Origin of the sequence: Mycobacteroides sp. H003 (assembly GCF_001440135.1) — a bacterium.
Lineage (GTDB): Bacteria > Actinomycetota > Actinomycetes > Mycobacteriales > Mycobacteriaceae > Mycobacterium > Mycobacterium gwanakae.
Window position 1 is genome coordinate 20,655 of the sequence record NZ_LJYL01000032.1, and the last position, 15,698, is coordinate 36,352.

General features: G+C 63.7%; 17 protein-coding genes and 1 other RNA gene. 11 read left to right on the forward strand and 7 right to left on the reverse strand.

Annotated elements, in window-relative coordinates; genetic code table 11:
- Window positions 1-43: 43 nt before the first annotated feature.
- Window positions 44-1,564 (reverse strand): carboxylesterase/lipase family protein, encoded by a 1,521-nt coding sequence (locus AOT87_RS19855; protein WP_057968151.1) that lies wholly within the window; start codon window positions 1,562-1,564, stop codon window positions 44-46.
- 272 nt (window positions 1,565-1,836) lie between these two features.
- Between AOT87_RS19855 and AOT87_RS19860 the strand changes: the two genes are divergently transcribed.
- The gene (locus AOT87_RS19860) at window positions 1,837-3,303 is read left to right on the forward strand and encodes a DUF4185 domain-containing protein (protein WP_057968152.1); all 1,467 of its coding nucleotides are present in this window, start codon (window positions 1,837-1,839) and stop codon (window positions 3,301-3,303) included.
- A gap of 15 nt (window positions 3,304-3,318) precedes the next feature.
- Here the strand turns inward: AOT87_RS19860 and AOT87_RS19865 are convergent, their stop codons facing one another.
- Entirely contained in the window at window positions 3,319-4,512 is a 1,194-nt protein-coding gene (locus AOT87_RS19865; protein ID WP_057968153.1) for a thiolase family protein, read from the reverse strand.
- A gap of 117 nt (window positions 4,513-4,629) precedes the next feature.
- Between AOT87_RS19865 and AOT87_RS19870 the strand changes: the two genes are divergently transcribed.
- Together AOT87_RS19870 and AOT87_RS19875 are read left to right on the forward strand one after the other, a co-directional pair.
- Window positions 4,630-5,055: a helix-turn-helix domain-containing protein gene (locus AOT87_RS19870; protein WP_057968154.1), complete on the forward strand. Its 426-nt coding sequence runs from the start codon at window positions 4,630-4,632 to the stop codon at window positions 5,053-5,055.
- Window positions 5,052-5,567 (forward strand): DUF1990 domain-containing protein, encoded by a 516-nt coding sequence (locus AOT87_RS19875; protein ID WP_057968155.1) that lies wholly within the window; start codon window positions 5,052-5,054, stop codon window positions 5,565-5,567. Before AOT87_RS19870 ends, AOT87_RS19875 begins: the two co-directional genes overlap by 4 nt.
- On the opposite strand, the gene AOT87_RS19880 is transcribed toward AOT87_RS19875, so the two are convergent.
- Window positions 5,564-6,472 carry a LysR family transcriptional regulator gene (locus tag AOT87_RS19880; RefSeq protein ID WP_057968156.1) on the reverse strand — a complete coding sequence of 303 codons (909 nt, stop codon included), beginning with the start codon at window positions 6,470-6,472 and terminating at the stop codon, window positions 5,564-5,566. The two genes, AOT87_RS19875 and AOT87_RS19880, sit on opposite strands and share 4 nt — an antisense overlap.
- Window positions 6,473-6,536: 64 nt before the next feature.
- Between AOT87_RS19880 and AOT87_RS19885 the strand changes: the two genes are divergently transcribed.
- Window positions 6,537-7,010 (forward strand): nucleoside deaminase, encoded by a 474-nt coding sequence (locus tag AOT87_RS19885; RefSeq protein WP_057968157.1) that lies wholly within the window; start codon window positions 6,537-6,539, stop codon window positions 7,008-7,010.
- Between the two features lie 5 nt (window positions 7,011-7,015).
- Here the strand turns inward: AOT87_RS19885 and AOT87_RS19890 are convergent, their stop codons facing one another.
- The 3 genes from AOT87_RS19890 to AOT87_RS19900 all read right to left on the reverse strand — a co-directional run bounded on the left by AOT87_RS19890 (window position 7,016) and on the right by AOT87_RS19900 (window position 9,801).
- A complete protein-coding gene (locus AOT87_RS19890) occupies window positions 7,016-8,596 on the reverse strand; it encodes an LCP family protein (RefSeq protein WP_057968158.1) in 1,581 nt (526 codons plus the stop codon).
- 121 nt (window positions 8,597-8,717) lie between these two features.
- Window positions 8,718-9,146 carry a nitroreductase/quinone reductase family protein gene (locus tag AOT87_RS19895; protein ID WP_057968159.1) on the reverse strand — a complete coding sequence of 143 codons (429 nt, stop codon included), beginning with the start codon at window positions 9,144-9,146 and terminating at the stop codon, window positions 8,718-8,720.
- Window positions 9,147-9,174: 28 nt separating this feature from the next.
- On the reverse strand, window positions 9,175-9,801 hold the full coding sequence (locus tag AOT87_RS19900) for a TetR/AcrR family transcriptional regulator (protein WP_057968160.1): 627 nt from the start codon (window positions 9,799-9,801) through the stop codon (window positions 9,175-9,177).
- Between the two features lie 48 nt (window positions 9,802-9,849).
- On the opposite strand from AOT87_RS19900, the gene AOT87_RS19905 reads away from it, so the two are divergent.
- The 6 genes from AOT87_RS19905 to AOT87_RS28005 all read left to right on the forward strand — a co-directional run bounded on the left by AOT87_RS19905 (window position 9,850) and on the right by AOT87_RS28005 (window position 14,398).
- A complete protein-coding gene (locus AOT87_RS19905; protein ID WP_057968161.1) occupies window positions 9,850-10,491 on the forward strand; it encodes a class I SAM-dependent methyltransferase in 642 nt (213 codons plus the stop codon).
- A 91-nt stretch (window positions 10,492-10,582) separates the two neighbouring features.
- Window positions 10,583-10,939 carry a hypothetical protein gene (locus AOT87_RS19910; RefSeq protein ID WP_044105227.1) on the forward strand — a complete coding sequence of 119 codons (357 nt, stop codon included), beginning with the start codon at window positions 10,583-10,585 and terminating at the stop codon, window positions 10,937-10,939.
- Window positions 10,940-11,053: 114 nt separating this feature from the next.
- Window positions 11,054-11,680 carry an N-acetyltransferase gene (locus tag AOT87_RS19915; protein WP_070940603.1) on the forward strand — a complete coding sequence of 209 codons (627 nt, stop codon included), beginning with the start codon at window positions 11,054-11,056 and terminating at the stop codon, window positions 11,678-11,680.
- Between the two features lie 282 nt (window positions 11,681-11,962).
- Window positions 11,963-13,345, forward strand: coding sequence for a hypothetical protein (locus AOT87_RS19920; RefSeq protein WP_324613265.1), 1,383 nt, complete (start codon window positions 11,963-11,965; stop codon window positions 13,343-13,345).
- A 109-nt stretch (window positions 13,346-13,454) separates the two neighbouring features.
- Complete coding sequence (locus AOT87_RS19925) at window positions 13,455-13,859, forward strand: nuclear transport factor 2 family protein (protein ID WP_233146392.1); 405 nt, start codon at window positions 13,455-13,457, stop codon at window positions 13,857-13,859.
- Window positions 13,856-14,398, forward strand: coding sequence for a hypothetical protein (locus AOT87_RS28005; RefSeq protein WP_081343378.1), 543 nt, complete (start codon window positions 13,856-13,858; stop codon window positions 14,396-14,398). Before AOT87_RS19925 ends, AOT87_RS28005 begins: the two co-directional genes overlap by 4 nt.
- 190 nt (window positions 14,399-14,588) lie before the next feature.
- Here AOT87_RS28005 and ssrA read toward each other — a convergent pair.
- Window positions 14,589-14,957, reverse strand: a transfer-messenger RNA (tmRNA) gene (ssrA, locus tag AOT87_RS28010).
- Window positions 14,958-15,079: 122 nt separating this feature from the next.
- Between ssrA and AOT87_RS19935 the strand changes: the two genes are divergently transcribed.
- Window positions 15,080-15,649 carry a hypothetical protein gene (locus tag AOT87_RS19935; RefSeq protein ID WP_057966634.1) on the forward strand — a complete coding sequence of 190 codons (570 nt, stop codon included), beginning with the start codon at window positions 15,080-15,082 and terminating at the stop codon, window positions 15,647-15,649.
- The last annotated feature ends 49 nt before the right edge of the window (window positions 15,650-15,698 follow it).

Below are 15,698 nucleotides of genomic sequence, written 5' to 3' on the forward strand. Positions count from 1 at the left end.
GGCACATCCTAGGTAACCAACCGGTTGGGCCACAATGGTCAAATCAGAGGGTGAGGCTGAAGCCTTCCCACGCCGCGCGACGTGTCGCCTCCGGGTCCAGCTCCACGCGCGTGGCGTGGTCGAACACCATCACCGCGCGATCCGGCGGCTCGTAGACCGGCCAACCGTCACCGGGAATTCCACTGCGCGCGAACGCAAGCCAGCGTCGTTGCACATCATTGCTGACGCGCACCGCATCACGCTGGCCAAGAGCTCCCGCCATCACAGTGCCCATCGCGCCGCGGTAACTATCGAACACCGCGAGCAATTCGGTGGCATGTGTGGCACCCATTCCGGCCATGCGCAGCGCCCCGGGCGCATAGTCGTACCGGTAGAAATACACCGGTGCGTACCGATGGTGCGCCTCCGCCATTTGCCAGGCGGCCGTCGAGAAATTCATATCTCCGGCGAGTTTGACCCGCGCGGATCGCCCCGGATATCCCGGATATGCCGCCACGATGCGGTCACGATGGACGGGCCCGCCCCGCATCAGCATCCCCTCCAGCGCCTCCTCGGACAGCGGCATCATCTTGAGCACCCGCGTGAACAGCTTGGCCTCGTCGGCGTTGTGCCCGACGATCAACGGAACGCGATGTGCCTCACCGTGTTCCATGGCCTCGACGGGGTGACGCGGCAGATAGTGACCATCGATGCATGGACCGATCGCAAACGATCCGCCGGGCATGTTCGTCACGATGTCGGCAATCAGTGCGTCGAGGGCGGCCCCCAGTTCGGCGGGGGTCGCACGCAGCACCGCCTGCGCGGCCGCTTCCGGTGCTGCCCCGAGGATGTGGGCGAATTTCTGGGCATAAAGCGCAGCCGAATCGGCGGGCACGGCCATTCCACTGGCGGTGCTCTGACAGATCGCACGGTGAAACAGGCCGCCGGCTGCGGGGGTGGCCATCAGCGTCTCCACGCAGTGCGCTCCGGCGCTCTCGCCGAAAATCGTCACATTCTGCGGGTCACCGCCGAAGGTGGCGATGTTGTCATGCACCCACTGCAGGGCCAGCACTACATCGCGCAGAAACAGGTTGCCGTCAATGGTGTGTTCGCGATTGGACAGCGATGACAGATCGAGCGCACCCAGTGCTCCCACCCGGTAGTTCACCGAGACGTACACGCATCCGCGCCGGGCCAGGGAGCCGCCGTCGTACAGCGGGGTGGCCGAGCTACCCAGGAGGTAACCGCCGCCGTAGATGAAGAACATCACCGGTAGCGGTTCGTTGGATGGCCGGTCGGGAGTGACGACGTTGACCGTCAGGCAGTCCTCGCTGGCCCGCTGCACGCGCCCGGGCCCCAGCACCCGGTAGCGGCGCCGCTGCGGTGCCGCCGCGCCGAATTCGGTGCAGTCACGCACCCCGTCCCACGGCAGAGCCGGTTGCGGCGCCCGCAGGCGCAGTAATCCGATCGGCGGGCGGGCGTAGGGAATGGACCGGAAGCGCCGCACGCCTCCCCGCACGAAGCCTTCGACGATTCCGTTGGGAGTGCTCACGCGGACAGTGGGCGTCTTCGACCCTGATGCCATGGCAGTCAAGATAGCTGTCCGCGACGTCGAGCGCCGTGCTGGTTGCCAGAAAACTGAGCAAATGGGGGTAATTCGAGCACAGCAACGCCCTCCGCCACAGATAACTGATCACGGTCTCCAGAAATCAGTGCCCGCCACCTCGGCTGATTTCAGCCCGGTCACGGGAACATACCTATCGATGCACCAATAGCCACATTGGCCCCACAGGCCACTATCGTCACGGGAGTCAATTGCTGACGTCGAGATGGCGTCCTGCCCCGGGAAGGTCTGACATGTCGAGGCGTCGCCGAATCTCCGTGGTTTTGATGACCTCGGCCGTTATCGGATCAAGCGTCGCCATCGATGTTGCGCCCCTGGCGTACGCCGACCCATGCACCGGCCCGGCCGCGGGCCTGCAGCCACCGACCCCGGTTCCCGACGACGGCATGCCCGGCCAGGCTCCCCCGATCGGCCGCAGGCCCGCGGGCGCCAATGACAAGGCCCCACTGCCGGAGCTGGGCAAGCTGCCGCTGGCCATCCTCAAGCAGGTCCTGCCTCAACAGAGCGCCAAGAAGAAGCCCGGATGGGCTCAGGAGCTGGCGCATCCGGGCCTGCCCAACCCCCCAGAACCCGGCTCACCGAACAATCTGCAAGATCAGCAGGCCGCTGCCGTCGCTCCCGCTCCTCCGGCTCCTGCCGTCGGCCCGGCCGCCGAGGCCGCCGTCTCCCCGAGCACGTCGGTCGTCGGCTGGGTGACCGGGGTGGACACCGGCGCCAACACCCTTCAGAAGTTCAGCATCTCCGGTACCGACCTCGGAATCATGTGGGACAACGGCGATTCCGCCGGCCGCCAGGTGCTGATGGCCTTTGGCGATACCTACGGATACTGCGGAATGAGAAGCCAGCAGTGGCGGTACAACACCCTGCTGCGCACCCAGGACAAGTCGCTTTCACACGGCCTGGCCGTGGCGGAGGGATCGACCTCCAACCCGTACGCCGGATCTCCACAGTCACGCCCCGGCTATTCCAAGCAGATCATCCCGCCCATCAAGTGGGCCGCCCAGGAACGGGGCATCATTCCCACGGCCGCCATCTCCGTCGGACGTACGCAGTACATGAACTACATGTCCATCAAGAGCTGGGACAGCGCCGGGGAATGGACCACCAACTACTCGGCCACCGCGGTGTCCAACGACAACGGTCAGAACTGGAAGACCTTCCCGCAGAGCATTCGTCCGGCCTCCCCCGACGCCATCAGCCAGGTTCCCTTCACGCCCGGCAACGAGAACTTTCAGCAGGCCGCCTACGTCAAAGGCAACGACGGCTACATCTACATCTTCGGAACCCCTTCCGGGCGAAGCGGATCGGGCTTCGTGTCGCGCGCGTTGCCCGGCAACCTGCCCGACGCCACCAAGCATGAGTTCTGGAACACCGACCGGGGCTCCTGGGTGCCGGGTGACCCCAACGCGGCGACCCCGATCCTCTCGGGCCCCGTGGGTGAGATGTCGGCGCAATACAACACCTACCTCAAGAAGTACCTGGTGATGTACGGCGACAAGCAGGGAGACGTCCTGCTCTCGACCTCCCCGGCGCCGCAGGGCCCGTGGAGTCCACCACAGGTCATCGTCACCGAATCACAGATGCCAGGTGGCCCCTACGCGCCGTACCTGCATCCGTGGACAACCGGCAAGGAGTTGTACTTCAACTTGTCGCTGTGGTCGGCCTACAACGTGATGTTGATGCGAACAACCCTTCCGTAATTTGCCGCGTCAGCCCTAAATCCGCTCAATGATGGTCGCGTTCGCCAAACCGCCTGCCTCACACATGGTTTGCAAACCGTAACGTCCGCCGGTCTGCTCCAACACCGATACCAGTGTGGTCATCAACCGCCCACCGCTGGCCCCCAGCGGGTGCCCGATGGCGGTGGCGCCGCCGTTGATGTTGACCTTGGACAAATCGGCACCGGTCTCCGCCTGCCAGGCCAGAACCACCGAGGCAAAGGCCTCGTTGACTTCGAAGGCGTCGATATCCGCCAACGATAGACCCGCGCGGTCAAGGACTTTCGCGGTCGCGGGGATGACTCCGGTAAGCATGTACAACGGATCATCACCCACCACCGCCACCGAATGCACGCGGGCCCGCGGAGTCAGCCCAAGACGCTTGGCGGTCTCACTGGAGGTGATGAGCACAGCCGATGCGCCATCGTTGATCGGCGACGAATTGCCCGCCGTCACCTTCCAGTCAATCTGCGGGAAGCGTTGCTCCCACAACTCATTACGGAAGGCGGGTTTGAGCCCCGCCAAGATGTCCACAGTGGTCGATGACCTCACGGATTCGTCGGTGCGCACCTCAACCAACTCACCATCGACGTTGGGGGCCTTGATCGGCACCACATCACGCGCGAATCTCCCCTCGGCCCAGGCCTGCGCGGCGCGGCGGTGACTTTCGGCCGCGAAGGCATCCAGATCCCGGCGCGACAGGTTCCATTTCTGCGCGATCAGCTCCGCGCTAATGCCCTGCGGAACGAGACCTTCCGGATAGCTACCGGCAACCCCCGAGCCGAAAAAGTCCTTGCCCAGGCTCTGGCTGCCCATGGGTACCCGACTCATCGACTCGATACCCGAGGCGATCACGACGTCATACGCGCCTGCGATGACCCCTTGCGCGGCAAAGTGAATAGCCTGCTGACTGCTGCCACATTGCCGATCCACGGTGACCGCCGGGACCGTCTCGGGCAATCCGGCTGCCAGCGCCGCCCACCTCGCGGTGTTGGAACTCTGCTCCCCTACCTGCCCGACCGCCCCACTGATGACGTCATCCACGAGAGCCGGATCTATCCCGGTGCGTTCGACGAGTGCGCGAATGGCGTGTGCGTGTAGATCGACCGGGTGCACACCCGAGAGCGATCCCCCGGGCTTTCCCTTTCCGACGGGCGTACGCACCGCGTCGACGATGACTGCATCTCTCATTGCCCTGCCTCCTGAATTCGCCGTCGAACTCCTCTTCTGCCGGTATACGCCCGGTCAGTTGGAATTCACAACTAAGTGTGACTAAGTGCATAACGTGCTAAGTTGGATTTCACGACTATGAGAAATTGCTCGATAGCCAATGCCCTCGATGTGATCGGGGAACGCTGGACCCTGCTGGCCCTGCGCGAGATCATGCTGGGTAATCGACGCTTCGACGAGATTGTTCGCAACACCGGCGCCAGCCGCGACATCCTGGCCACCCGGCTGCGCAAGCTCGTGGGCGCCGGCGTGCTGGAGAAGCGCCAGTACGAACAGCGTCCTCCCCGTTATGAATACCTGCTGACCGAATCGGGGCGTGCGCTGCGGCCGGTGCTGTTCGCCTTGATGGACTGGGGCGACAAGTTCGTCACGCAGGGTCCTCCGCCGAGCGTCTGGGAACACGAATGCGGGTCGGTGCTGCATATCCATCCGGCCTGCGAAAGTTGCGGAGAGACAGTGACCTTCGACGACATTACCGCGCGACGAATCGGCAAGGTGCGATGAGCTCAAAGCCTTTGACGTATCAGCCCGCAGGAGCCACATACCTGGCCGAAAGTGGCTGGCCCGCCACCCCGCCCGCCTTACGGCGATACGAGCGGACCGTCACCATCGGGCACGGAGAGCACGCATGGCAAGAGGCTTCGCAAGCAGTGCTGAACTGGGGTGTCAAGCGCCGCAGCGGGTTCCGGGTGAATCCGGAGGTGACAGCGTGTGAGGGTACCGAGTTTCAGATCAGCCTCGGATGGGGGCCATTCAGCGTTCACGAGCCGGTACGCGTTGTCACCGTGACCAACACCGACGACCGGTGCGGTTTCGCGTACGGAACGTTGCCGGGCCATCCCGTGTCGGGCGAGGAAGCATTCATCGTGCACCGGAACGACGACGGGACGGTGTTTCTCACGCTGCGCTCGTTGACGCAGCCCGCACCATCCGGATTCTGGAGGCTGGTGTTTCCGGCGCTTCTGGTGGCGCAATGGGTCTTCCGCCGCCGATACCTACGGTCGCTGTCCTCCTAGGCGTCGGAGGCCGCGAGGTCCACCAACGCGCGTGCCGGTCCAGTCGGCGCAGCACCTGGTCGCCACACCGCCCGGAACTGGCGCGTGAAGTCGGTGCCGTCGGCGAGCGTCACCTCGACCAACGTCCCGGCCGACAGTTCGGGCGCCGCGATGAGACGGCTGATCACCGCGGGTGCCAATCCCGTTGCCGCGGCCGCTTTGATCGCGGCCGCTGAACCCAGCTCCGCCGCCGGTGCCGCCGGCTGGCACACCTGACTCAGCACCTCCCAGACGGTGTCGCGGGTTCCCGAACCCGGCTCGCGCATCAGCAGCGGCGTGGTGGCGAGCTCACGCAGCGTCACCGGCTTGCGGCGCCGCGCCCACTTGTGCCCCTGCCCCACCACGATGACCAGCTCGTCAGCGCCCAGCACCTCCCCGGCCAAGCCTGCGGGTGCGTGCGGTCCCTCAATGAATCCCAGGGTCGCGCTTCCGGCCCGCACCAGCTCGCACACTTGCTGCGTGTTGCCGACCTCAAGTGACACCGGGACGTCGGCATGCCGTCCACGAAGTGCCGTGAGCCACAGCGGCATCCGGTGATCGGCGATGGTACGCGAGGCAGCGACCACCAGACGCGGCGTGTGACCGGAATGCAGAGCCGCTACACCCGCAACGAACTCTCGCGCCGCCGCCAGGACCGGGGCGGCGTGGCCGACCACCGCAAGTCCGGCGTCGGTCAACCGAGACCCGGTGGGACCTCGCTCCAGCAGCACCAGCCGCAGACGGCGTTCCAAAGCCCGCATTCGCATGCTGGCCGCGGGCTGGGAGATGCCGTGCCTGCGGGCCGCCGCCCCGAGGCTGCCCGTCTCGGCAACGGACACCAGCAGGTCCAGCACATCGAGGTCGGGCGTGCCCGGAGGTAGAGGCATAAGTACAGTTTATGAGGTTCCGCCAAAATGCCTGGTCATTGCCCCTGATTACGATGGGAAGGCTATGGACGACAACGATATCCACCACCTTCGGCGCTGTGTCGAGCTGGCATCCGAAGCCCTTGACGCGGGCGACGAGCCCTTTGGATCACTACTCACCGGACCCGATGGCACCGTGCTGACCGAAGATCGCAACCGCGTCAGTGGAGGCGATTCGACCCGTCATCCCGAGTTCGAACTCGCACGGTGGTCTGCCGAGCATCTTTCACCGGGCGAGCGCGCGGCATCCACCGTCTACACCTCTGGTGAGCATTGCCCAATGTGTTCGGCGGCCCATGCCTGGGTCGGCCTAGGGCGGATCGTGTACGCCAGCTCCTCGGCCCAGCTGACGCAGTGGCTCACCGCGCTTGGTGCGCCCCCGAGTCCGGTCGCGGCGCTGTCGATCAATGCAGTGGCCCCCGGTATCGAGACCGACGGTCCGGTGCCGGATCTCGCAGCAGAGGTACACGCCTTGCATGTCCGTTTCCGCAACGGCTGATCAGCTCACTTGACGCACGCGACGCCGTCGGCACCCATCTGGCTCAAGTCGGTCGGCGCCGGCGCCTGAACACCGGTTCCCGTTGCCGCCACTGCGGTCATCACGTCGCTGGGATTGGCCTCCGCCGACGAATCGGCCTTCTTACCGGCACTGTGGTGCGCGATGTAGTCGTCCGCAGGAAACTGCGAGCCCACCGTCAACTGGACCGTCCCGGGTGCAACCGCACCGGATTCCGTCATCGGCAGGTGCAGTTGATCGGCGAGCGCTTGCGCGCCCTCCTGGGCATCTGAGCCGTACATGATCGAGCTCTCGGTCGACATGGACTCTGCCGTCGTCGCCCGACCACGCGTGAATCCCCGGGCGGTAAAGGCATCTTCGATCGCTGCACCCAGCCCATCCCGATCCGTCGCATTGACAACGTTGAGCACAACGGGCGCCGACAGAGAAACTGCCGTCGGCGGCGCGGCCGCAGCGGGCGGCGCGGGAGGGATATCGGCGGAGAAGCGGTCGTGCACGATCTGCCGGATCGTGGGCAGATCGACGATGTTGACGTCCGAACCGTTGGCATCGTGGCCGAAGTCAGAGATGGGCAGCGTGTAAAATGACATCGGCCGCTTGGTCAGTTGAGAGGCGCGCGCTGCGAAGTCGACGAGGTTGAGCCCAGAGTCGATCGCGACGTTCTCGTGTGCGACGTTCAGGATGTTGCGTATCGCAGCGGGATTGGACATCACCCCGCCCTTGCGAACCGCGGTCAACAGCGACACGAGGAAGGCCTGCTGGCGCCTGGTGCGGTCCATGTCCGTAAACGAGCCGTCGTTTTCGTCCCGTCGTTGCCTGACAAAGGCCATCGCCTGGGATGCGTCGATCTGCTGAACGCCCTCGTGGAAGTTGGCCCCGGAGAACTCGTCGATCGTGTCGTGGTTCAGGCACACGGTGATGGGCTGCACCGCCTTGGCGATCTGGAAGAACGCGGCAAGGGTCACCTCCACGAAATGATCGATCGGCACACCCAGAAAGTTGCTCACCGTGTCGATCTGGGCCTTGCGCCCTGCCTCGCGGGCGGCCTGCTCGCGCGCGGTCAGATCGTTGGCGCCCGCCACATCGGAGCCGCCGCTGGCCTGCCGATCCAGCGCCTGCTGGTAGGCGAATCCGTACGCCTGCTTGACCTTGCCCTTACACACCGACCCGGGGCAACCCGCCAAATCCACGTAGTCGTCACGCGGGATCGACACCGCCGTCATGGGACCACCATCGCCCGGGATGTGAACCACAATCAGCACATTGGCGTTGTATCCACCGGACGTCTCGTCACCGGCGTGCAGCGCGTCGTACATCTCCTGCGGCAGCGGCTGGCCATTTTGGTCGAGCCGACTATCCAGGCCCATGAGCAAGATGTTCTGATCCTGCCCGGCAGGTGTCAGCACTCCGGGCAACACATGCGAAGTGATGATCTGCCCGACCGTCGTGTTGTACCCGGCCCAGCCAAAACCCGTGATGGCCATGACAAATGCCGCTGCAATACCGGCGACCAGCCGGCCCTTCTGGAGCACCCAGCGCTGCGCCTGCCCAGTTTGTAGATCGCCCATAACGATTGACCATTGTTCTGGACAATCCGGCCAAAACAGGGCAAGCGCGCACCGACCTCTCCGGCGAGTCCTCCTTCAACGTTCGACTGTGAGGTAGGTGTGAATTTGCCAGGGCCGCTCGCTAATCCGCGCGCGTGAGCCCCAAGACCGGGATGACGCGGGTGGTCTTGCGTTCATACTCGGCGAAGTTCTCAAAGCGCTCAGCCTGGAGCCCGTAAATCCGGTCGCGCTCCTCACCCACCACATCACGCACCGCCACCGGGTAGTGGTCGTCGCCGATCTCCACCGATACCTGATCCGGGTGAGCCAGCGCGTTGTAGTACCAACCGGAGCTGTTCTCCCGCCCATTGTTGGAGGCGAATACGTAGATCTCGCCACCCTCGCCGCCCGGCTGGTAGGCCATCGGGTTCTGACGAGGCTCGCCCGACTTGGCACCCACGGTATGCAGGATCAACATGTCGAATTGCGCAAAGAAGCCACCGGCACCGCCGGTTTCGCGGATCTCGGTCATGACATTGGCGTGGAAATCATTGGGGGTCGTCTCGGTCATAACAGGTTCAATGTCAATCGAGCTGACACTATTCCGATCGCCGCAAGAAATCTTTGACGAGTCTGTCGACGAACCCGCCGTCGACGGACTCACCCGTCACGATGACGCGGTAGTACAACGGCGCCACCAACCGTTCGGCCAGACCAGCAACATCCGCATCGGCCGGCAGCTCCCCTCGGCGCACGGCGCGCGCGATCGGAATCTGGTCGCGCGCCTGCTGCTCGCGTAGATAGCGGGCGCGGAACGCATCGGCGAGTTGCGGGTCATGCTGCGACTGGCCGATCAAGGCCCGGAACACCGCACCGGCGTCGTCGGTGGTGAGAAATTGTGCGGTGGTGGCCAAGTGGTGCCGCAGGTCGGCTTCGAGGCCGCCGAGGTCTGGTGGATCGAGCTGGAAAGCGGCATCTTCCAGAAAGACGTCCATCAACACGTCCGCCTTCGAGTTCCACCATCGATAGACGGTCTGCTTGGCCACTCCGGCAGCCTTGGCGATGCCCTCCATGGTGACTCCGGCATAGCCCTTGGCGACCAGCAGATCATCGGCCGCATGGATGATCGCTTCGCGCGCGGTCTCGCTGCGGCCATGCCGGTTTCCGTAATGACGGCGCGCCTCGTCGGACTCGCGGGCCTTCGCCGTCTCCTTCACAACATTCATCGAATCATCACCCTAGACTAGACGAGACGTTGCGTCTATTCTAAAGGCATGACAACAACACTTCATGAACCCGAATTCGCCACGATCGTGGACCGGCTCTTCGAGAACGCGTCGCATGATGCGCCCCCCGTCGACCGGGACACCTTCCACACAAAGTCTGTCGAGGAGCGCGTCGAGCTGTTCCAGAACACCTACGTCCCCATCGCGCCCGATGCCGGACGGCTGCTCTACAGCCTGGTCCGCGCGGCCAAGCCGAAGACGATCGTCGAGTACGGCCTGTCGTACGGCATCTCAACCCTGCATTCGGCCGCCGCTGTTCGCGATAACGGTTTTGGACGCATCATCACCACCGAGATGAACACCACGAAGATCGCGGCTTCCCGCGCGACCTTCGCCGAGGCTGGGGTGTCCGATCTGATCACCATCCTGGAGGGCGACGCCCGCGAGACGCTGAAGACGGTTGAGGGGCCCATCGAATTTCTGCTGCTTGACGGCTGGCCGGACCGCGACCTGCCGATTCTCAAGCTCCTCGAGGACAAGCTGGCACCCGGCGCGCTCGTCATCGCCGACAACGTCGGATTTGAAAGCAGCAAGCCATATTTGGAGTACATCCGTACCCCAGAGAACGGCTATGTGAGTGTGGCCTCACCCATCGGGGAATGCATGGAGCTCAGCTGCCGTTGTGCGTAACGGTGCAATCTCACCCAAAGCGTTGGCGGCGGTCGTCTCGCCAAAGTCTCCCGCCGCCAACGCCTTCAGAACCACTCCAGGAAGGTGTGGCATGTTCAAATCTACCCTCGGCCTGTCGGCAGTGGCGTGTACTTCGCTCGCATTGCTGTCTGCGGCGCCCGCTTCCGCGGGACCCAAATCCCCACAGACGCCCAGCGAACTCGGTGCCCAGCTGCAATCGCAGGGCTATAAAGTTCAGTACGAACGAATCGGCAACTGCGCCTTGGACGCCGGCTCGGTGGTCGGAACCCGGATTGGCCCGGCGGTATGGGCAGATACCACCACCCAGACCAAGGCCGGTGGCGGCGTCGGAGACGGAGCCGGAACCCGCGGAGGCGTCACGTGGAGCCACGATGTTGACCACCAGATCGCTTACATCACGGTGGCGTGCAAACGCGCCGCGAAATGAACTAGTGGCGATCGGCAAATAATGGGATGCGTCATCCGCCCCGGAGACGTAGCATGCCCGAAATCATCAGTGCCGCAAGGTAGCTGACTAGTCTCCGGACAGAGGATTTCTGTCGTGACGCCGTGGACCACCCGCGCCGAGCTTCCCGAGGATGTTTCGGCGATACGTGCGGTCAATATCGCGGCCTTCCCTGCCCATGACGAGGCCGACTTGGTTGATGCGTTGCGCGCGGATCCGGCGGCGTGGATCGACGGCCTGTCCACCGTGAGTGTCGACGCCGAAGGCAAGATCGTGGCGCACTCGCTGCTCACCCGGTGCACCGTGGGCGCAGCACCCGCACTGGCGCTGGGGCCGTGCACCGTGGGCGCAGCACCCGCACTGGCGCTGGGGCCGTGCACCGTGCGCGCAGCACCCGCACTGGCGCTGGGGCCGTGCACCGTGCGCGCAGGAGCCGCACTGGCCCTGGGGCCGTGCGCCGTGCTGCCACGGTGTCAGCGCACCGGGGCAGGTTCGGCGGCCATTCGCGCCGGCCTCGAGCGCGCACGCAGTCTGGGCGAGAACCTGATCGTGGTGCTCGGGCATGCCCTCTACTACCCGCGATTCGGATTCACACCGGCATCGGCCTTCGGTGTCAGCGCGGGCTTCGACGTCACCGATGACACGTTCCTCGCGCTGGCGTTAGACCCGCAGCGCGAAACGCCGCGCGGCCAGATCGTCTACCCGGCGGCGTTCGGCGTCTGACAGGTCAACCCCAGCGCGTGCGGGTCGGCCCGTAGCTAGTGGAATGACGTGGCCGATGGTGAACGACAGCTGGGGTGGCGGGGCCCGTAGTCGATGGGCTCGCCCCAGTAGAAACACGTCGGCCGCTGGTTACCTTTCAACAGGTGGCGGGCCACCTATCCGCAAAGTTTTAATGAAGTTTCCCATTCCACGTGCTATCCCAGTTCAAAGTGATCTATGGTGTTCCCTGTGGGCGGAGATAAGCAAGATCATGGCAACCATCATCGAGCGCGCTGGCGCCGAATTCTGCAACAACGGAAGGCACAGCCTGGGGTTAAGCTCGCACACCAGCGGGTGCGCACCGCGCTGGTTGCGGTAGCAGCCTTAGCGGTGGGTGCCGCCGGCACACAGGTGGCGACCAATCACACGACACCTGGCAGCGGGTTCTCGACCATCGCCACAGTCGGCGCCGACCCCACTGGACCAACCGGGGGCCCCGGCGGTCCCGGAGGAATGGATGGCAGCCAGTTCCAACCGCCTGGACTGCCGCCTCAGATGCCCGATTACCAGGGCAGTATTAACCAACCGCCCCTGGATCAGAACTCTGGCATATCCATCTACAACTCAGGTAATCCGCAAGCGCCACAACAAGTTCCAGGTCAGCAGGGGCAGCTGCCGCAGCAAGGCTCTGATCAGCCCGCGCACGGCACCCAGCCCCCCAACTACTCCACGGCGCCTGGCTACACTCAGGGGCCCGGTAAGCCGAATCCTGATTTCCAAGCCCCGCAACAGGGTTCACCTCAGCAGGGTCAGCAGTCTCCCCAGCAGGGTCAGCAACAGCAGCAGCCGAACCAGTCCGAGCAGCAACAGCCTGAGCAACAACAACAGGAGCAGCAGGATCAGGGTGATCAACAGCGCCAGCAGCGCTGCCAGGCAATGTCGCAGCAGATGGACCAGATCTCCCAGACTGTCGGGCAGATCGCCGACGTCGCCCAGCAGGTCGGGGATGCGGCCAAAATCGTGCTCCCCAAGGGTGGCGGTGGATCTCTAGCGCCAGATGGCGAGCGCTCACCGGGTCGTTTACCGGTCCAGCCTCTTGAATGTGGGGATTGCCTTCCCGAGCAGCGCCCGCAGAACCCGATCTGCAAGCTTTTCCCTAACCCCGGCGCGAAATTTGCTTGTGACGAGCTCTTCGATCCCTGGATGGAGAACTTCAGGGACTCCTGCGATCCAGGAGCGGCAAACTGCAAGGGGCAGGTCCCGATCTGCTACCCGCGCGGAGTTACCAATCCATCTCCCGAGATGCAAAAGAGCATGAAGGATTACCTTGATGGCGGCAACAAGCTAATCTCCGATAATCAGCGTCTGGGCGGTAAAGTCACCAAACGTTCAACCAAAAACATGGGAAGCCGACGCGACGCTGATAAGAAACGTGCGGATGAAAAATACGGCAAGCAAGCGTTTGAAGGTAAAGCGTATGGACACATACCGGACCTGACTTGGGGAGGTTCCGCCGAGGACGAGCGAGATGTTATTCCGTTCGACAAGGATCTCAATTCGTCGATAGGTGGACAATCGAATCGCTTTAAAACGAACTTCGAGGCGACGGCATTCGTGGAAGGGTACTGGGGCGAAGTGTGGGGCGCCAAAGATACGCAGTGCCTGGCCCCAGTGGGGTATGCGTAAAATGTCACATGTTTGGGAAAAGCTCACAGGGCGTACGCGACTCGCAGCTGCCGCGTTGGCCTGGATCGCGACGATTGCGATTGCTTCGGTGGTGACCTACGTTTTGTGTATGCAGCATCCCAGCGCCACGTCCGATAAATACGATGCCGAAGTCCGGACAGTGATTGAGCAGTACATTGACGCGCTGAACAAGAGCGATCTCTCACGGATCGAGGCCCTTTCGACTGGAACAGCCGAAGAACAGCTGAACCCGCAATTCGTGGGCGGGTACGTCCGTACGATGGCCATCAGGATCGAAGACCACGGTCCTATGCATATTGCCGATTTCGGCATTCTGGCCCGGGGCGATCTTGTTTACGACGCATTCGTATACACCGAATTCGAAGACCAGAAAAACGCGAAACCAGAGGACGTCTACTACTACACCGGGGCACGGGTGCGTTACAGCATGTATCGGCTCAAGGGGCAGTGGAAAGTCATGAGCGTCGAGACGTTCAGGGCCGATGAAAAATGAGCAAGCTGCACACCGCAGCCATGGGAGCGATCCTGTCCGTGATCGTGCTATCTGGCTGTCAAAGTCCCGAACCGGCTGAAGCAGGCCCGAACTTCGCAAAGATTCCCGGGCAGTTCCCCGACCCTGCAACCACCACGGCCGCAGGCGCAGAAGACGCTCCCGTGGGCTCGTGCGCAAGGATCACCGGCAAGCGCACCAACGCGGTCATGGTGCTTACGAAATGTGACTCCACCAACGCCACGCATCGCATCGTGCAGCGGGTTGTAGAGCCCAAGGACTGTATAGGTGATGTTGACCGGCGCTACTATCGCAATACTGCCGCAGGGGAATGGACCGCCTGCCTTGACATTTACTGGGCCAACCCCGGCTGCCTGAGTATCGCCGACGAGGCAACAAGAGCGGTCGCGTGCGACGACACGACGGCACCCCGCCGATACCGAGCGACCAAACTCATCCTCGGCGTCTCAAACGCCGACATGTGCGTCGGCTACGCGCATCCGGTGCGCCGGTTCACCGTCTGCACCGAGTCCGTCCGATAGCCAGGCGCACCAGCTCGTCTTCCGGAGCGACGACTATCTCGGCTACGTCGGCGACATATTTGCGGGGAAATTGATCGGCCTTAGCCGAGCGCCTTCCCCATCGCCTCAGAGACAGCAATCGGTGTCTAACACGCTCGCTACCGCAGGTCTCAAAGCAGAAGACCCCCCGAACATTTCGGGGGGTCTTCTTTTGTGGAGCTGCCGGGAATTGAACCCGGGTCCAACGGCCGTTCATTAAGGCTTCTCCGTGCGCAGTTCGCTATGCCTCTACTTGGATCTCTCGGTCCCGCGAACAAGCCGAGATGACGATCCCAGTCGCTGTTTGATGTCCCTACGGGTCCCGCGACCGAACCCGTAGGTTTGTCCCTCTAGCTGATGCCAGGGTCCGGGCCGAGGGCGCTCCCGGTCTGACAGACACGCAGTCGCTTAGGCAGCGAGTGCGTAGTCGCGCTGATGAGAATCGGCGCTTAATTGGTTGCAATGACGCTTACGGTGGTCTCTTGCCTGCACCGGCACGCTTCCCTTAAGTCGAGACTCGCTGTCGAAACCTTTCAGCCCCGTCACCCCACCGACCTTCGGTGGGACACTCCATCGTACCGCCGCAGATCCATGAAGCCACCGAATTACCCGTCCACGCCACGGTAACGTGCGGGAAATCGCCAAACCTGGGGAGTCACCGCCATGCGCATGCTGCTGAGTACCTATGCCGCCGTTGCGGCCGGCGCGACCGTATTCGCTGCTCAGGCGTACGCCGAGCCGTCAATACCCAGCCTTGACGGCTACACGGCGGTCGAGCCCACTGCCTTTGAGACGTACTCGGCGTACGCCACCACGGGTGTGCAGTTCCTCACCCCCGATGGCCTGCGCTGCCGCATCACCTCGAACTCCCGCGCCACCGGAGTCGACGGCACCTGCTGGGGCAAGCTCCCCGGCGTCGCGGGTGACGAGAACGTCGCCGCGGTGTCGCTCAATACTCCGACCGCGAGCCTGACCCGCATGGCCGACCTGGGCCAGCAGGAGATCGTCGCGCGGCCCGACGCCTCCCCGGCCGGACCGGCACCCGTGGACCCCAGCGCCTATCGGCCGCTGACCTCTGGCCAGAAGATCACCTACGGACTCAAGGGCACCGACAAGGTGATCACCTGCGGGGTGAGCGAGCAGCGCGAGACGATCTGCCTACTGCCCAACAATTTCACCGGTGACGGCCCGCACGGATTCGTGCTGTCCCCTGCGGGCAGCCGAGCGTTCTAGCCGCCGTCGCCGAGACCGAGGTTGTGGCGAAAAAATGCGAGACGAACCC

Coding starts and splice junctions, on each gene's coding strand:
- AOT87_RS19855 (WP_057968151.1), bottom strand. CDS start 1,564: ATGGCATCAGGGTCGAAGACGCCCACTGTCCGCGTGAGCACTCCCAAC.
- AOT87_RS19860 (WP_057968152.1), top strand. CDS start 1,837: ATGTCGAGGCGTCGCCGAATCTCCGTGGTTTTGATGACCTCGGCCGTT.
- AOT87_RS19865 (WP_057968153.1), bottom strand. CDS start 4,512: ATGAGAGATGCAGTCATCGTCGACGCGGTGCGTACGCCCGTCGGAAAG.
- AOT87_RS19870 (WP_057968154.1), top strand. CDS start 4,630: ATGAGAAATTGCTCGATAGCCAATGCCCTCGATGTGATCGGGGAACGC.
- AOT87_RS19875 (WP_057968155.1), top strand. CDS start 5,052: ATGAGCTCAAAGCCTTTGACGTATCAGCCCGCAGGAGCCACATACCTG.
- AOT87_RS19880 (WP_057968156.1), bottom strand. CDS start 6,472: ATGCCTCTACCTCCGGGCACGCCCGACCTCGATGTGCTGGACCTGCTG.
- AOT87_RS19885 (WP_057968157.1), top strand. CDS start 6,537: ATGGACGACAACGATATCCACCACCTTCGGCGCTGTGTCGAGCTGGCA.
- AOT87_RS19890 (WP_057968158.1), bottom strand. CDS start 8,596: ATGGGCGATCTACAAACTGGGCAGGCGCAGCGCTGGGTGCTCCAGAAG.
- AOT87_RS19895 (WP_057968159.1), bottom strand. CDS start 9,146: ATGACCGAGACGACCCCCAATGATTTCCACGCCAATGTCATGACCGAG.
- AOT87_RS19900 (WP_057968160.1), bottom strand. CDS start 9,801: ATGAATGTTGTGAAGGAGACGGCGAAGGCCCGCGAGTCCGACGAGGCG.
- AOT87_RS19905 (WP_057968161.1), top strand. CDS start 9,850: ATGACAACAACACTTCATGAACCCGAATTCGCCACGATCGTGGACCGG.
- AOT87_RS19910 (WP_044105227.1), top strand. CDS start 10,583: ATGTTCAAATCTACCCTCGGCCTGTCGGCAGTGGCGTGTACTTCGCTC.
- AOT87_RS19925 (WP_233146392.1), top strand. CDS start 13,455: ATGCAGCATCCCAGCGCCACGTCCGATAAATACGATGCCGAAGTCCGG.
- AOT87_RS28005 (WP_081343378.1), top strand. CDS start 13,856: ATGAGCAAGCTGCACACCGCAGCCATGGGAGCGATCCTGTCCGTGATC.
- AOT87_RS19935 (WP_057966634.1), top strand. CDS start 15,080: ATGCGCATGCTGCTGAGTACCTATGCCGCCGTTGCGGCCGGCGCGACC.